Source organism: Rhodococcus sp. C-2, from assembly GCF_027854095.1.
GTDB classification, from domain to species: domain Bacteria; phylum Actinomycetota; class Actinomycetes; order Mycobacteriales; family Mycobacteriaceae; genus Rhodococcus_F; species Rhodococcus_F qingshengii.
The window spans coordinates 13889-29708 of the sequence record NZ_JAQGFI010000019.1; the positions used below are offsets into that span (position 1 = coordinate 13889).

A 15820-nucleotide genomic window follows, 5' to 3' on the forward strand; every position below is an offset into this window, starting at 1 on the left:
GTGAGCGTCAACCCCACCGACCGCGCAGTCCCCACCTCCGCCCTGGTGCGCGCCCGCGCCGGCATCTTCGGCATTTTCGGCATCAACGGATTTCTCCTCGCGATGTGGGTCGTCCACATCCCGTCCATCGAACACCGAGTGGGGATCAGTCACTCGACGCTCGGCTCACTTCTTCTCCTTCTTGCAGTCGGAGCCATTGCCGGCATGCAGTTGAGCGGCCCGCTCGCAGATCGATACGGCAGCAGACGCATGGTCGTCCTGGCGGGTAGCGGGCTGGCATTCGCCACTCTCGGCCCGGGGTTTGCCACGAACACCTGGCAACTGGGCGCTGCACTTGTCGTGTTCGGCTTTGCGAACGGCGCGTTGGACGTGTCGATGAACTCGCAGGCCGTCGAGGCCGAACAGTTGTACCGGCGCCCGATCATGGCGGCCTTTCACGGCATGTTCTCGGTCGGTGGCGTATTGGGCTCTGTCATCGGATTCGGCACTCTCGCACTGGATCTTCCGCCGTACGTCACGCTCAGCATCGCGTCGGCAATCGGCTTGCTGGCAGTCTGGTTGTGCTCGCGACCCCTTCTCCCTCACGTCGACGTGCATGCCGAAACCGCGTCGACTACCGGAAAGACACACGGCAGATTCTCGGCTCGCGTACTTGCCCTCGGAACCCTCGCCTTTGTTCTGATGCTGGCCGAGGGAGTGGCTAACGACTGGAGCGCGCTGCAGGTCAAGGAAGATCTCGGTGTTTCGAATGCCGTTGCCGCACTGTCGTTCGGCGCATTCTCCGCCATGATGACCGTCGGCCGGTTCACCGCGGATCGGATCAGCGCGGCGGTAGGCCCGGTGGCCGTGGTTCGCTACGGCGCGTTGCTGTCGTCCGTCGGCATGCTGACCGTCGTGGTATCCGGCTGGCTACCACTGACGTTGCTCGGTTGGGCCCTGTTCGGCGCCGGCCTGTCGGGATGCATTCCGCAGATCTTCACCACGGCCGGAAATCTGGGCTCAGGTTCGGCCGGCACCAACATGTCTCGCGTCGTCGGCATGGGATACATCGGATTCCTCGCCGGTCCGGCAACCATCGGCTGGGTCACCAAGCTTGTGCCTCTCACCACAGCAATGTTGATCCCGTTTGCATGCGTCCTGGTCGCAGCGGGTTGTGCGGGTGTCGTTCGGCGCGATTCTCCGACCGCCTACAGACCTCACAGCTGATCCTCACGATCGGCACAGACTCAACAGGGATGCTGGTACTCGTGACCGTCTCGACCTCCACCCAGCACCCCGCTCCCTCCACAACCACTCGCTTCCTCGTCCTTGCCGCGATCGCCGTCGTAGCGCTGGGCGTCTTGTATTTCGTGCGACCCACCTCGCCCGGTTTGAGCGTCCCGGAACAGGTGCGCGCACTTGCCGAGTGGACGGTAGGCCGATTCGACGTCACCGCTGTACTCGCAGCCACTACCGCTCTGGCCGTCGTCTCGATGGTCCGCGGACTGCCATACGGCATCGGCGCGATCCTGCTCCTCGGAATGGGCGCCAATCTCACCAACGCGGCATTCGGTTCCTGGCTCCCCGATGTGCCCCAGGACCTATTGCCCAGCGGTCACGTCGCAGCGGCGACCGCGCTGTACTGCTCGGCGATCTTGATCTCCGCCCCGCAGTGGCGTCCGGTGGTCGCCGGGCTCGGATTCGTCGGAGTTGCTGCGATCGGTGCCAGCGCGCTCGCCGCCGAGCTGAGCGGCCTTTTCGGAGTGATAGCTGGCATTCTGATCACCCTGGTATGGGCCTGTGCCGCAGCCATTTTGATGGCACGATCGCCCATCGCCGCGAAACGTGAAGAGCTGCGCCCAGATACGGCAGCCATCGCGTTCTCCAGGCACCGGAGCATCCGACTTTAGTCCTAAATCTTTGGGATTCAGAGATTTTCGCCGATAGCTCTCCCGCCACGGTTGGACATGACGTATGTTCTGAAATGTCCGAATCAAGTAGTTCCACAGCGAAGGAGTCTTTACCGTGAGCCTCGAAGATCTGAACCCGCTCGAACTGATCCAGAAGTTGATCGAACTACTTTCCGGCTTCTCTTCCGACCCCGAAACCCCCGAGGTTCCGTAAAACGTCGCCAGAGGCGCCTGTTCCGAGTTTCGTCTCGGGCCAGGCGCCTTTGTCGTTTCAGCACAAGAAGTCGTTTCAGCACAAGAAGTCGTTTCAGCACAAGAAGTCGTTGCAACACACGACATCTTTGCAACACACGGCCACGAAAAAAGGCGTCCACTCGCAGCTGCGAGTGGACGCCCCTTCCGAGTACCAGCGCTAGAGCGCCTTGAGCTCCTCGGTTACTTCGGAGACCGACTTCTTGGCGTCACCGAAGAGCATCGAGGTGCCCTCGGCGAAGAAGAGTGGGTTCTCGATACCGGCGAAACCGGAGTTCATCGAGCGCTTGAGCACGATGACGGACTTCGACTGGTCGACGTTGAGGATCGGCATTCCGTGAATCGGTGAGCTCGGATCGTTGCGCGCCGCCGGGTTGGTGACGTCGTTCGCGCCGATCACCAAGGTGACATCGGTACGAGAGAACTCGTCGTTGATGTCGTCCATTTCCTTCATCGCGTCGTACGAGACATCCGCCTCTGCGAGAAGAACGTTCATGTGACCAGGCATACGGCCGGCGACCGGGTGAATGGCGTACTTGACCTCGACACCCTTCGACTCGAGCAATTTCGCCATGTCCTTGACCGCGTGCTGAGCCTGCGCGACGGCAAGTCCGTATCCGGGTACGACGATGACCTGGTTGGCGTAGGCCATCTGGATAGCCGCGTCGGCGGCCGAGGTCGCCTTTGCCGTGCGCACGACGCCGTCGGAGGATGCGGCTTCACCGCCACCACCACCGAAGCCGCCGGCAACGATGGCCGGGATGGACCGGTTCATGGCCTTGGCCATGAGGTTGGTCAAGATGGTGCCCGAAGCACCGACGATCATGCCGGCGACGATCATCGCCTGGTTGTTGAGCGCCAAACCTGCAGCAGCAGCTGACAAACCGGTCAGAGCGTTGAGCAGCGAGATGACGACGGGCATGTCCGCGCCGCCGATGGGCAGCACGACCATCAGTCCGAGGATGCCCGAGAGCACGAGCACGCCGACGATCCACAGTGAGCTGGTCGGGCCTTCCGGTGAGATCGCCTTGATACCGATGATCACCGAGAACGCGACGGCGGCAATGAGCAGCAGAGCATTGAGCGGCTGCTGGAGCTTGCCGATTCCGATCGGACGACCAGGCAGAGTTTCCTGCAGCTTCAGGAACGCGATCACGCTGCCCCAGAAGGAGATCGATCCGATCACCGCGGCAAAGAGCGACGCGATGACGATGTGTACCGTCGGCGATTCGCCGTGCTGGAATGCGGTGAAACCGTCCGAGTCCAGGAACTCCGCGTACGCGATCAACGCGACCGTGCCGCCGCCGACACCGTTGAACAGTGCCACCAACTGCGGCATGGCCGTCATCTTCGTCCGGAGCGCCGGCGGAACGCCGAGCACGACACCGATGACAAGGCCGGCAGCGATGAGGATCCAGTTCCCCATCTCCGCATCACGAATGGAGATCAGAGTTGCAACGACGGCGATGAGCATGCCGACCGCGGCGATCTGGTTGCCGCGGACTGCGGTCTTCGGGCCGGTAAGACCCATGAGGCCGTAGATGAACATCGAGAACGCGACAATGTAGAGCGCATTGACCAGGTATTCCATTACTGGTCACCATCCTTCGACACAGACTTGGCGGCCGGCTTGGCCTTGAACATCGCCAACATGCGGTCCGTGACGACAAAACCACCGACAACGTTCACGGTTCCGAAGACGAGCGCGACGAACAAGATGATCTGCAGCCCGATCGAGGGATCGTGCACCTTGCCCAGGACGACCAACGCGCCCAGGACGACGATGCCGTGGATGGCGTTCGTACCGGACATCAACGGGGTGTGCAGGGTGTTCGGAACTTTGGAGATCACAGCGAAACCGACGAACCCGGACAACACCAGGATCGCGATGTTCGCCAGCAGTGATGTGTACATCAGGCGCCCTTCTCTTCACGGGTGACGCACGCACCGGCCAGAACCTCGTCGGAGAAATCAGGCGCCAAGGCACCTTCCACCAACATGAGTTCGATCAGCGCGGAAATGTTCTTCGAGTACAACTCGGACGCATGCTCCGGCATGGACGCCGGCAAATTCAGCGGAGAGCAAATGGTCACGCCGTGCTTGACGACGGTTTGACCCGGCTCGGTCAGCTCGCAGTTACCACCGGTTTCACCCGCGAGGTCGACCACGACACTGCCCGGCTTCATGCCTTCGACCGCGGCAGCGGTCACCAGGCGCGGCGCGGGACGACCCGGAACCAGAGCTGTGGTGATCACAACGTCGAAGCCCTTGATCGCATCTTCGAGTGCCTGCTGCTGCTTCGCTCGCTCGTCGTCGGTCAACTCGCGGGCGTATCCGCCCTCGCCCGCCGCATCGATTCCGAGGTCGAGCCACTGTGCACCCACCGAACGCACCTGGTCGGCGACCTCAGGACGCACGTCGTACCCGGTAGCGCGGCCACCGAGACGCTTGGCTGTCGCCAGCGCCTGCAGACCTGCCACACCCACTCCGAGGACCAGAACCGTCGCAGGCTTCACCGTGCCCGCAGCGGTGGTGAGCATCGGGAAGAACCGCGTCGACTCCGATGCTGCCAACAGAACAGCCTTGTACCCGGACACGTTCGCCTGCGAGGACAACGCGTCCATCACCTGCGCGCGGGAGATACGAGGAATCGCCTCCACGGCGTAACCCTCGATGCCGGCGGCCTTCAACTCGGCGATGCGGTTGTCCGCATTACGCGGATTCAGGAAACCGATGAGCTTCGCGCCGGTACTGATCCGGGCGATCTCTTCTGTCGACGGAGGCGCAACCTTGACCACCACGTCAGCAGTCCACGGATCGCCGATCTTCGCGCCGGCAGCGGTGTACAACTCGTCGGGAATCAACGCCCCGAGACCGGCCCCGGACTCGACGACCACGTCGACACCCTTGCCGATCAAAGCGGACACAATTTTCGGCACCAATGCGACCCGACGCTCACCATCACTCGATTCTCGAGGGACGCCGACCGACGGACGCACTTGTGCGCTCTTCGATGTTTCCATTTTCCATTACCTTCTGCGGTTGGTGGTTCGCCTGCTGCGACGAGCGGCAACCAGCATGTGATGAGCGGAAGATGACCCGCTTTTGGGTGAATGGTGACTGATAGTAGCCAGAGTTAACGCGGCGTAGGGAAACCGACGACGCACTTTCTCCATCTGAATCGAGTCCGAACAGTATGTTTGGACATACCTGAAGAAGCCTACTGTGAGGCCGATCACACCGGAATGGCGGACTATTCCACTATTTGAAACGGCCGAAAGACGTAAAGGCATCAGAATGACGCGCCGAATAATCACCGTCGAGCGAGTTTACGAACCGGCTTCCGAATGTAGCGCCGTCCGACTCCGCGTAGACCGACTCCGGCCACGCGGCCTCAAACGCGAAAACCTGCAGTACGCCTCGCACCGTCCTCGGATGCTCGACCCGTTGTTCTACTGACAGCAAGCAAGGACCTGCCGTACGGTCACGCGCAGGTCCTTGCCGACTATCTCGCAGAATTACTCTGATGTCCTAGTATTTCACTAGAGCATCAATTGCTCACATATTGAGACCGCAACTTGTGCTTGACGAGCTTTCCTGTAGCGGTCCTAGGCAATTCGTCGGCAAAGTCAATGCTTCTCGGAGCTTTGAAATGTGCGACCTGACTGCGAACGTATTCCAGCAATTCCTCGGCGACATGGGCACCAGGCTCGATTCCCTCCGCTAGTTGGACAACCGCCTTGACCTGCTCACCCATTTCCTCGTCGGGAACACCGATGACCGCCACGTCGAACACCTTCGGGTGCAAAGTAAGGATGTTCTCGGACTCCTGTGGGTAGATATTCACACCACCGGAGATAATCGTGAACGCGGCGCGGTCGGTCAGATAAAGGAAACGCTCGGAGTCGATATAGCCGATATCTCCACTCGTCGTCCACGTCGGATGATCCGGATGCTGCGCGGCAGCCGTTTTCTCGGGATCATTGTGGTACCGGAACGGCAAAGTCTCCCGCTCCCAGAACACGGTACCGATCTCGCCGACCGGAAGATCGCGCCCGGCGTCGTCACAGATGTGCACGATCCCCATCACTCCGTCACGCCCGACTGAACCCGGATGCGACAAGGCCTGCTCACTGTTGATGAAGGTAGCGCCCGAACCCTCGGTCGAGGCGTAGTACTCGTAGATCACCGGCCCCCACCAGTCGATCATTGCCGTCTTCACTTCGGGCGGGCAGGGAGCAGCAGCGTGAATGGCGACCTTCACCGTCGAGACGTCGTAACGATCACGGGTCTCCTTCGGAAGTTTCAACATTCGAACGAACATCGTCGGTACCCACTGACTGTGCGTCACAGCGTATTTACCGATCAACTCCAGCGCGGTTTCGGCTTCGAATGCATCCATCAAGATCACGGTTCCGCCGACCGAATTGATCACGCCGCAAAAACGCAGGGGCGCCGCGTGATAGACCGGAGCCGGGCACAAATAGACTGTGTCGGAATCGAACCCGTACATCGGTGCGAACACCGCGGTGTACGGATCCATGGTGGTGTTCACCTCACCCTCCGGGAGATCTCCTTTGATCCCCTTCGGCCTGCCGGTCGTTCCCGACGAATACAGCATGTCAGCCCCACGCGGCTGCGAGTCGAGTGGAGCAGTGGACTGCGCATCGACCGCGTCTTCGTAGTCGTCGAAGCCCTCGAGGGCGCCGCCGTACACCAATCGGTGCCGCACGCGTGGAATCAGCTTCTCGTCCAACGGAACTGCTGCGGACGCCTGCCCCGACGCCACCAGAATTGTCGCCTCGCAGTCGTCGACGATGTAGGCAGCCTCCGCAGCCGTGAGATGCCAGTTCACCGCGGTGATGTAGAGGCCGGATCTCAACGCTGCCCAGTACACCTCGAACGCCCGGAGATCGTTGTTCGAGATGAGAGCGACGTGGTCCCCAGGCTTGGCACCGACACTTCGGAAGTATCGCGCCAACTGCGTCGACCGTTCGTCGAGTTCCCGATAGGTGATGGACTCACCCGTCGCAGGGCGAATGACGGCGGGCTTGTCCGGTGTGGACTGGACAAAATTTCCTGGAAACACGAAGACTCCTCTGTCGGTGACGACAACGCCGCGTGAGCCTGATTCGGCGTCGACAATCCTGGTCTACCACAGGAACTCTGCCACCCTCGGAGGTTTGGCGACACCGACTCGAAGCATGGGAATGCCCGCTCACTTATCCGCCGGGACATACAGTGAGGAGAACCGCACCGTCCGAAACAGGAGATGTCCACATGAGTGGTTGGCCCCAGGACTCAGTAGTCGACGCATTGACCGAGGAATGGAGAGTCATCGACGCACTGCTGGCCGAACTCGACGGCGATCAGTGGTTGGCACCGTCGAACCTTCCGGGGTGGACGGTTCACGACATCGTGTCCCATCTGATCGGTACGGAATCACTGCTCTCGGGCATCAATCCGCCGTCGATCAATCTGGACGTGCACGCATTGCCCCACGTCCACAACGAGATTGCGGCGTTCAACGAGCGCTGGGTCGAAGGCCTGCGGCGGACACCGCACTCGGACCTGCTGACCCGATATCGCGAGATCACCGCCGAACGAACCGAAGCGCTGCGCTCGATGACCAGCGCGGACTGGGACGCCGAGACACAAACACCGGTCGGTCTTGCGCCCTATGGCCGGTTCATGCGTATTCGGACCTTCGACTGTTGGATGCACGAACTCGACATCAGAGATGCAGTTGGCATTCCGAGTGAGGAAGGCGGATTGCGCGCGGAGACTGCATTCGGCGAAATCACCAGCGCGCTCGGATTCGTCGTCGGAAAACGAGGAAAGGCGCCAGAGGGAGCACGGATCACTTTCGAACTCGAAGGGCCACTTGCCCGTTCACTTCACGTCTCGGTCGACGCGCGAGCAACACTCGTCCCGGAGTTGGACGGTCCGGCGACCACGACCATCTCGATGAGCTCACCGCTCTTCACCCGAATTGCCGGTGGCCGCGTCCACGCGTCGGATCACCGAACCGACATCTCGCTTCGCGGTGACACCACGGTGGGCACACGCGTCGTCGACAATCTGGCGTTCACGATTTGAGGGCTGGGTGGGTAGGTCGCGAAGGTACTGAGAAGTGAAACTGTTTCTCTCGTCCTACCGATTCGGCGACCACCGCGAGGCTTTTGTCGATCTCGTAGGCCGCGGCGCTCGCATCGCGGTCATCGCCGCGGCTGCAGATTCGTGGCCCGCCAATGCCCGCAGTTCAGCAGTCACCAGCGAATTGACTCCGCTACGGGCAGCGGGCTTCACCGCAGAGGAAGTGGATGTCCGAGACTTCCTGGGTGCATCGGAAGCACTGGAACTCCGGCTCCGCGAATTCGACTGCCTGTGGGTTCGCGGCGGAAACACGTTCGTCCTGCGAGCTCAGCTAGCTCGAAGTGGCGCTGACAGGGTCATCGAGATGCTGGTTCGTTCAGGCGTCGTGGCCTATGCGGGATACAGCGCCGGAGCGTGCCTGGCGACTCCGACTCTGATCGGGCTGGACGCGTCGGACGACCCCGCTGAAGTCATGCCAACGTGCGGTATCGACCCGATCTGGTCCGGGCTCGCGCTGATCGACTTCGCGATAGTGCCGCACGGCGGCGATTCGCTACTCGAAGATCCACAGGTGACTGCGCGGACGGTTGCGGCCCTGACCACGGCGGGCGCGCAATTCACCGTGCTTACAGATCACGAGGTGATACTCGTCGACCGTTGATGTAACGCAGACGGTTGATCTTGACGCAGACTGAGCAGTCGACTCGGCCCGACCGGATCAGCCGTGCTCTGCCACCGCGGTTCCGGCTGCCGGCGACTGACGCTCGAGCCTCGTCCACGCGATCTCCCAGCGCTTGACAGAGACCTCGTCAGCGTCCTCGAGAAGGGCGTCGAGGAGCAGGCGTGGATTTTCGCGCCATGCCAGTTCAGCGGCATGGACTTCCGCAGCCGAGAACAACCCGGAAGCCTCGAGATCACGAATCCATTCGCAGATCTCGCCTCGGTGAATCCGTGCGATGGTCTCGTATCCCAGACCTTCGTCAAGGAAGTCGTACGAAAAAATTGCGGCAAAGTAACTGTTCGACTCACGCTGCCCGAAAATCATGTGCGTTCCTTCCTCGAAGTTGTCCGACGAAGACTCGAAATCGAACCGTTGAGCAGCGACGCCAAAGTTTTTTTGGCGAAGTTGTAACGCTTCTTCTATCCCCGACGATTCAAACGCTAACCCCCCGAGCGGGTCTTTGGGATCACGTCCGAGAAACGATCTGATGACCAACGCAATACCCCTGGGGTTTCCGGCCGCTCGCACCCATCATCGACACGCAACCAGCGCGCCGCTGACCTGCAATTTGCCCGTTTCAGGCCCTCCACTTAATCCATCCGAACAGACGACAAAAAACTTTGTGACCGGTCCCACATATTGGGATGTTTACGATCGTGATGCATATGTATCACCCGTTGTGGGCACAAAAGTACGGGCAAATCGGCACGTACAGACCAGTTTTGTTCGTTCTCCATGGCGACGAAGGTCCCTTGAACGGTCGTCCAGTTGTAGTTGCGCTAAGTAACGGATCCCACGTCGGCAACCGATATTGCGGACGGCCTGCCAGGTAGCGTGCTCCAGAGAACGTAGACGCGGCGCGGCGCAACCGGCCGCCCTTTCGAAACGGAGCCCGAAGATGACCGAGACAGTGGCGCACAATCCCGCGGAAACGCGTTTCGAGATCCGAGTCGACGGCGAACTCGCCGGTTTCGCCGAGTACTCGGACCATTCCGGCGTCCGTGATTTCCACCACACGGTGACCTATCCGCAGTTTCGTGGGCGCGGGCTTGCCGCCATCGTGGTGCGTGAAGCGCTCGATCAGACCCGGAACGAGGGATTGAAGATCCTTCCGACGTGCTCGTACGTCGAGAAGTTTGTTGCGGAGAACCCCGTCTACCAGGCATAACCGAACGAGAACGGCCAGGGAAAAACCAGTCGCGAACCTGCAGACCCCGCTGCTAGCGTCGATGGTGCCGTCGTCGAAATCCTGGGCGGCACCGTCTCGGGGAAGGAAAGAACGTGGTCGCCTCAGCAGATCGGCGTCCACCTGCGTCCACGGACGTAGCTATCCCCAGCTATCGCCCTCTCGTACTGGTCAATCTCGCGACGCTGTTCTCGGCGATCGGCAACGGTATCGCCATCGTCGTGCTCCCCTGGCTGGTTCTCGAACGAACCGGTAAGGCTACCGACGCGGCGATAGTTGCCGGCGCAGCAGCCATTCCGCTACTCGTGTCGAGCCTGTTTTCGGGGACATTCGTCGACAAGTTCGGACGCCGTCGAACGTCGATGATTTCCGACGCTCTCTCTGCGATGTCCGTTGCAGCGATTCCGATCATCGCGGCCACCGCGGGCTTGACGATCCCGGTGATCGCGGCGTTGGCCGCACTCGGCGCCGTGTTCGACCCCGCCGGAATGGCGGCGAGGGAGTCCATGCTGCCTGCAGCGACTCGGACCGCCAAGTGGAAGCTCGATCGAACCAACAGTGTGTACGAGGCCAACTTCAACGCCGCGTATCTGATCGGCCCTGGCATCGGCGGTGTCCTCATCGCAACGATCGGAGCGGTGAACACGCTCTGGGTCACGGCGGCAGGTTTTGTGTTCTCGATAGTCGTGGTCGCCTTCATCCGGCTTCCCGGCGCCGGAGTGCCCGAACACGAACACCGTCCGAAATCGATCTGGCACGGCACACTCGACGGTCTTCGGTTCGTCTGGAACAACAAACTGCTGCGCACCCTGGCGCTGATCGACATGGCAGTCGTCGCGCTCTACATGCCTGTGGAGAGTGTCGTGTTCCCGGTGTACTTCACAGAGTTGGATCAACCGGCCCAACTCGGATCGGTGTTGATGGCCTTGGCGATCGGCGGCATCATCGGCTCTCTCGCCTACGCCCCACTGGCGCCGATCATGTCCCGGCGGCTGATCATGATTTTTGCCGTCGCCGTTCTCGGCATAGCGATGCTGGCCATGGCGCTCCTACCTCCGCTGTGGGTGATCCTCGTACTTGCCGGACTGCAGGGCCTCGTCTACGGACCAGTCGGCCCGATCGCCAACTACGCCATGCAGACGCACAGCCCGGAGCACATGCGTGGACGCATCGTCGGTGTCATGACGTCGACGGCCTACGCCGCAGGCCCGCTCGGCTACCTCGCGGTCGGCCCGCTGCTCGATCAACTCGGAATCGCGTCGACCTTTGTGGCCCTGTCGATTCCGATCATCCTGATCGCCGCAGTATGTGCCTCCCTACCGGTGCTTCGCGAACTCGATCGTCCGCGGCACTCGACCGACGTCAGTTGAACCCCATCACGTCGTTGCCCCAGGCGACGCGCAATCCGTGATCGGGGTCGCTGACGAGGGTGTCGGCGGAGTCGATCAACAGCGTCGACCGCTTCTCTTCCTCGTACGGCGCCCAGTGCTTCGAGCCGTCGAGGGCCGCCGGCACTGCATGCCTGGCGAAGGCCAACCATCGCCGTTGGATACGGCCGGCCACCTCCATCGCGGCCTTCCGACCGCCGAGCCAGAACGTGGGGTCGACGTTCAGGGTTCCGAAATTGCCGAATACATAAGGTAATTCGGTCGCGTGGCCCGCGCCGATCCGCGCCGCCTTGAGCATCGGCGTCGCGTGATCGAAGCGGTAGACCCATGTAGGGGAATGCCTGCAGTGCGCGTCTGCGATCCAGAGGGTCGGCATGCGAAACGCAGCGTCCCGTGACAGTGCCAGCGCGCCACTCGGTTTCGCATGGTCAGGGTAAGCCGACATGATCTCGGCAAGTTTGGTCGCGGAGATGTCGGGGTGATCGTCGGCCAGTAATTGGAGCATTGCCTCGACGGACTGCGCACTCACCGGCATCAGCGGAGACTTCATGAACTTGAAGATCGACGCCTCGTCCTTGTTGGAACCGATGATCAGTGGGATTCGGTGCGCGTAACCCTTCTGGAAAGCCGCAACCGGGTAGTGCGGCACCAGATCGCGATCGACAACGGGTGCCATCGCCAAAGTTCCCGGAATCCGGGTCGGAATTTCGTTGACCAAATCATCGCTTGCCTTGACGAGCAGTTCCAGATCCGTGGTCAGCAGATCGCCTGCGTCTTCGGGGTCGATCGAGAGCAGTTCGAGAAACCGCTCCGCCACGGTCTTGGCGCGCTCGGTCCCGTAGACGGAGGTCGCGGGCGGACTCTGGGCAATCGCACGATGGAACAGACCTTCGGCGCTCGGACAGGTCATGAGCGTCGTGATGGATCCTGCGCCGGAGGACTCCCCGAACACGGTCACCGCACTCGGGTCACCACCGAAGGCGTCGATGTTGTCTCGAACCCATTCGAGTGCCGCAATCTGGTCTCGCAGACCACAGTTCGATTCGAAAACAGTATCCGCGGTGGAGAATGCAGACAGGTCCAGGAATCCGAGTGCGCCGACGCGATAGTTGAAGGAGACGAGAACGACGTCGCCGGTTTCAGCCAGATGACGGCCGTCGTAGATCGTTTGGGCGGCGGATCCGAGGCAGTAGGCGCCGCCGTGAATCCACACCATCACCGGTCGCGGCGTGCCGTCGGGTCGCGGGGCCCAGACGTTGATCGACAGGCAGTCCTCGTCGATTTTGAAGGCCCGATCGATCGGAACCGCCGGACTCTGGCCTTGCGGCGCGATCGGCCCGAACTCACGACAGTCGCGCACCCCGTCCCACGGCTGTGCGGGTTGTGGCGCTCGGAACCTCCGCTCACCCACCGGCGCCGCTGCGTAGGGCATGCCCTTCCACGCGAATACACCGCCATCCGGATACCCGCGGGCTTCTCCGCCTCGCGCCCGGATCACCAGAGTTCCGTCCTCGCCGAGATTTGGTCGAACGTCGGTCTCCATGTCTGAATCCCCTCCCGACCCGCGCGTGTGGCAATCAAGACCAAACCTACCAATCTCGGACGGGTGTGCGCCGAGTACACAACCCCTCGGTGTTAAGGTCGCCTAGTTCTGACACGGGGTGCTCCGCATGGGCGGGGCTGAGAACACACCCGGGAACCTGATCAGGTAATGCTGACGAAGGGATGTCATGGCTACTACGCAGCCTGCATACAATTCTGCCGAAAACTCGGTGGCCACAGCGCCGTCGACGGATCGGTTCACAGATCGACTCTGGGCCGAGACGAAGGCCCTCCGCGAGTCGATCGACTCACTGGAGTTCCTCCGCCGCCTCGGCGACGGAACATTGCCTCTCGACGCGTTCCGCACGTACATCGAGCAAGACAAGCTTTATCTCGAGGGGTATTCGAAAGCGTTGTCCCTGGTCGCGGCCCATGCCCCGGATCCGCAGTCCGCGGGCTTCTGGTCGAATTCCGCGTCCACGGCAGCGACAGTGGAATCTGCGCTTCACGACGGACTTCTCACCGGTGGAATTCTTCCAGCGGGATCGGGAAGGCTCGAGCATTCGCAGGCCTGCCTGGGATACGTCTCGTATCTGACGGCGACTGCAGCAACTGCGCCTTACCCGGTCTCCGCAGCGGCAGTACTCCCCTGCTTCTGGATCTACGCCGAGGTCGGCCGCGATCTTGCCGCTTCAGCGCGCGAGGTACTCGACGCCGATCCGTCGCATCCGTACGCACAGTGGGTCACGACCTACGACGCACCCGAATTCCACGAGTCGGTGGCGCAGGCCCGCGTACTGGTCGATGCTGCGGCCGAAGCTGCCACCGAGACAGAGCGTGAGGCGATGAGTGAAGCATTCCGCATCGCCAGCCGCTATGAGCTGATGTTCTGGGATTCCGCACTCCACCAGCAGCCTTGGCCGGCGTCGTGATGTCGTTTGCGGCGCTGCGCCGCACGCTTGCCACGTCTGCCGCGATCGCAGCCGCGTTCACAGTTCTGACCGGATGCGCCTCTGACACCGGCTCTTCCGACGGGACCATTCGGTTCGCACTCGACTGGACACCGAACACGAACCACACCGGTTTGTACGTAGCACTCCAAGAGGGCTACTTCGAGGACGCCGGCCTGGACGTCTCGATCCTGCCGTACAACAACACCTCGCCCGACACCCTGGTCGATGCCGGCAATGCCGAGTTCGGCATCAGCACACAGAGTCAGGCCACGTTCGCCCGTGCAGCCGGCGCCGCCACGACGTCCGTCATCGCGCCACTTCAGCACCGCGCCACCGGCATCGGCGTGAAGGCGGATCGTGCGGACATCACGCGCCCACGTGATCTCGACGGGAAGACGTACGCCGGGTTCGGCGATCCCGGCGAAGTCGAAACGCTGCAGCAGATCATCCGCAACGACGGCGGGACCGGGAACTTCACGACGGTCACGCTCGGAACTTCCGCGTACGAAGCCGTGTACTCGGGCCAGGCAGACTTCACCGTCTCCTACTTTGCTTGGGAAGGCCTCGAAGCGGAGCGAAACGGAACTCCGATGCGGTACTTCCAGTACACCGATTACGGCTTCCCCGATGCGTATTCGATCGTGATCAACGGCAACCAGCAGTGGTTGAAGGACCATCCCGACGAGGCACGCAAGTTCGTCAAAGCCGTTCAACGCGGATATCAGACTGCTGCCGACAACCCGGACCAGGCCGCGCAGGATCTCATCGACGCGAACCCCGGAGCTTTCACCGACGAAGACCTCGTGCGTGAGAGTCAGCGGATGCTCGCCGCCGACTACATGAAAGACGTCAACGGCGTTGTGGGCGCCCAGAATCTCGAAACCTGGTCGGGTTATTCGGGATTCCTCTTCGAGAACGGATTGCTCGCCGGACCCGACGGGAAGCCGTTGACCCAGAAGCCGGACTGGTCGGAGTACTTCACCAATGAGTATCTCGACGCGTCCTGACGTGAGCGGACGGTTGGTCTCGACCATGCGGCGGGCGCTTCCCGCGCTCGCCGTGGTGGTGCTCCTCGTGGCGGCGTGGCAGGTCTACGTCGAGATCAGTGGGATTCGGCCGCAAGTACTTCCGTCTCCGGGGCGCGTTCTGTCCCAGGGGTGGGACAACCGCGAGATCATCTCCGGCCACGCCTGGTCGACATTGCAGGTCACGTTGGTCGGCTTCACTGTTTCATTGGTGTTGGCCTGGATTCTTGCTGTGGTCGTGGACTTTTCGCCGTGGTTGTCACGCGCGCTGGTACCACTTTTTGTCGTCTCGCAGACGCTGCCGATCATCGCCATCGCGCCGCTGATGATCATCTGGTTCGGCTTCGGGTTGTTGCCGAAGGTGTTGGTGATCGCCCTTGCGACGTTCTTCCCCATGACCATCGGACTCATCGAGGGATTTGCCGCGGCCGATCGGGAAGCGGGCGCTCTCCTGCGCAGTATGGGCAGCACTCGCTGGCAGGAGTTCCGATACGTTCGCCTTCCTTCGGCAATTCCGCGATTCTTCACTGCCCTGCGCATCGGCATCACGTATGCGGTCGTGGGTGCGGTGTTCTCCGAATACGTCGGCGCTACTTCCGGTTTGGGTATCTACATGAGCACCCAGAAGAACTCCTTCCGCACCGACCTGGTGTTGGCGGCCGTACTGGTGACCGCGTTGATCAGCGTCACGCTGTACTTGCTGACGTTCGCCATCGAGCGCATCGTTGCACCATGGGCGATGAACGAAAGGTCGCGGACATGACTGAC

At 61.6% G+C, this 15820-nt stretch carries 15 protein-coding genes and 1 riboswitch; of the genes, 9 read left to right on the forward strand and 6 right to left on the reverse strand.

Annotation, left to right across the window (positions count from 1 at the left end; all coding sequences use genetic code 11):
- Both PCS43_RS30175 and PCS43_RS30180 read left to right on the forward strand, forming a co-directional pair.
- Complete coding sequence (locus PCS43_RS30175; protein ID WP_064074723.1) at positions 1 to 1206, forward strand: MFS transporter; 1206 nt, start codon at positions 1 to 3, stop codon at positions 1204 to 1206.
- A gap of 29 nt (positions 1207 to 1235) precedes the next feature.
- Positions 1236 to 1889, forward strand: a complete 654-nt coding sequence (locus PCS43_RS30180; RefSeq protein WP_007726101.1) for a hypothetical protein — start codon at positions 1236 to 1238, stop codon at positions 1887 to 1889.
- Positions 1890 to 2301: 412 nt separating this feature from the next.
- Here the strand turns inward: PCS43_RS30180 and PCS43_RS30185 are convergent, their stop codons facing one another.
- The 4 genes from PCS43_RS30185 to PCS43_RS30200 form a co-directional block, all read right to left on the reverse strand.
- Complete coding sequence (locus PCS43_RS30185; RefSeq protein WP_003941368.1) at positions 2302 to 3732, reverse strand: NAD(P)(+) transhydrogenase (Re/Si-specific) subunit beta; 1431 nt, start codon at positions 3730 to 3732, stop codon at positions 2302 to 2304.
- On the reverse strand, positions 3732 to 4055 hold the full coding sequence (locus tag PCS43_RS30190; protein WP_003941319.1) for an NAD(P) transhydrogenase subunit alpha: 324 nt from the start codon (positions 4053 to 4055) through the stop codon (positions 3732 to 3734). The genes PCS43_RS30185 and PCS43_RS30190 overlap by 1 nt, the downstream gene beginning before the upstream one ends.
- The gene (locus tag PCS43_RS30195; protein ID WP_003941381.1) at positions 4055 to 5164 is read right to left on the reverse strand and encodes a Re/Si-specific NAD(P)(+) transhydrogenase subunit alpha; all 1110 of its coding nucleotides are present in this window, start codon (positions 5162 to 5164) and stop codon (positions 4055 to 4057) included. Before PCS43_RS30195 ends, PCS43_RS30190 begins: the two co-directional genes overlap by 1 nt.
- A gap of 527 nt (positions 5165 to 5691) precedes the next feature.
- Positions 5692 to 7230 (reverse strand): AMP-binding protein, encoded by a 1539-nt coding sequence (locus PCS43_RS30200; RefSeq protein WP_042447907.1) that lies wholly within the window; start codon positions 7228 to 7230, stop codon positions 5692 to 5694.
- A gap of 191 nt (positions 7231 to 7421) precedes the next feature.
- Here PCS43_RS30200 and PCS43_RS30205 point away from each other — a divergent pair, with 191 nt between their 5' ends.
- Positions 7422 to 8240 carry a maleylpyruvate isomerase family mycothiol-dependent enzyme gene (locus PCS43_RS30205; protein ID WP_209909226.1) on the forward strand — a complete coding sequence of 273 codons (819 nt, stop codon included), beginning with the start codon at positions 7422 to 7424 and terminating at the stop codon, positions 8238 to 8240.
- Between the two features lie 34 nt (positions 8241 to 8274).
- The gene (locus PCS43_RS30210; protein ID WP_042447910.1) at positions 8275 to 8898 is read left to right on the forward strand and encodes a Type 1 glutamine amidotransferase-like domain-containing protein; all 624 of its coding nucleotides are present in this window, start codon (positions 8275 to 8277) and stop codon (positions 8896 to 8898) included.
- A gap of 57 nt (positions 8899 to 8955) precedes the next feature.
- On the opposite strand, the gene PCS43_RS30215 is transcribed toward PCS43_RS30210, so the two are convergent.
- Positions 8956 to 9282 carry a hypothetical protein gene (locus PCS43_RS30215; RefSeq protein WP_003941297.1) on the reverse strand — a complete coding sequence of 109 codons (327 nt, stop codon included), beginning with the start codon at positions 9280 to 9282 and terminating at the stop codon, positions 8956 to 8958.
- Positions 9283 to 9856: 574 nt separating this feature from the next.
- On the opposite strand from PCS43_RS30215, the gene PCS43_RS30220 reads away from it, so the two are divergent.
- The gene (locus PCS43_RS30220) at positions 9857 to 10126 is read left to right on the forward strand and encodes a GNAT family N-acetyltransferase (RefSeq protein WP_007726096.1); all 270 of its coding nucleotides are present in this window, start codon (positions 9857 to 9859) and stop codon (positions 10124 to 10126) included.
- 161 nt (positions 10127 to 10287) lie between these two features.
- Positions 10288 to 11514 (forward strand): MFS transporter, encoded by a 1227-nt coding sequence (locus PCS43_RS30225; protein ID WP_209911646.1) that lies wholly within the window; start codon positions 10288 to 10290, stop codon positions 11512 to 11514.
- Here PCS43_RS30225 and PCS43_RS30230 read toward each other — a convergent pair.
- A complete protein-coding gene (locus PCS43_RS30230) occupies positions 11507 to 13075 on the reverse strand; it encodes a carboxylesterase/lipase family protein (protein ID WP_192713374.1) in 1569 nt (522 codons plus the stop codon). The genes PCS43_RS30225 and PCS43_RS30230 overlap by 8 nt on opposite strands.
- Before the next feature lie 104 nt (positions 13076 to 13179).
- Positions 13180 to 13275, forward strand: a riboswitch (TPP riboswitch).
- Between PCS43_RS30230 and PCS43_RS30235 the strand changes: the two genes are divergently transcribed.
- From PCS43_RS30235 to PCS43_RS30245, 3 genes are all read left to right on the forward strand, one after another.
- Entirely contained in the window at positions 13263 to 14006 is a 744-nt protein-coding gene (locus PCS43_RS30235) for a TenA family protein (RefSeq protein WP_007726090.1), read from the forward strand. (Overlaps the previous riboswitch by 13 nt.)
- Positions 14006 to 15034 (forward strand): ABC transporter substrate-binding protein, encoded by a 1029-nt coding sequence (locus PCS43_RS30240; RefSeq protein ID WP_058037976.1) that lies wholly within the window; start codon positions 14006 to 14008, stop codon positions 15032 to 15034. Before PCS43_RS30235 ends, PCS43_RS30240 begins: the two co-directional genes overlap by 1 nt.
- On the forward strand, positions 15012 to 15815 hold the full coding sequence (locus PCS43_RS30245) for an ABC transporter permease (RefSeq protein ID WP_208690461.1): 804 nt from the start codon (positions 15012 to 15014) through the stop codon (positions 15813 to 15815). The genes PCS43_RS30240 and PCS43_RS30245 overlap by 23 nt, the downstream gene beginning before the upstream one ends.
- Positions 15816 to 15820: the final 5 nt, after the last annotated feature.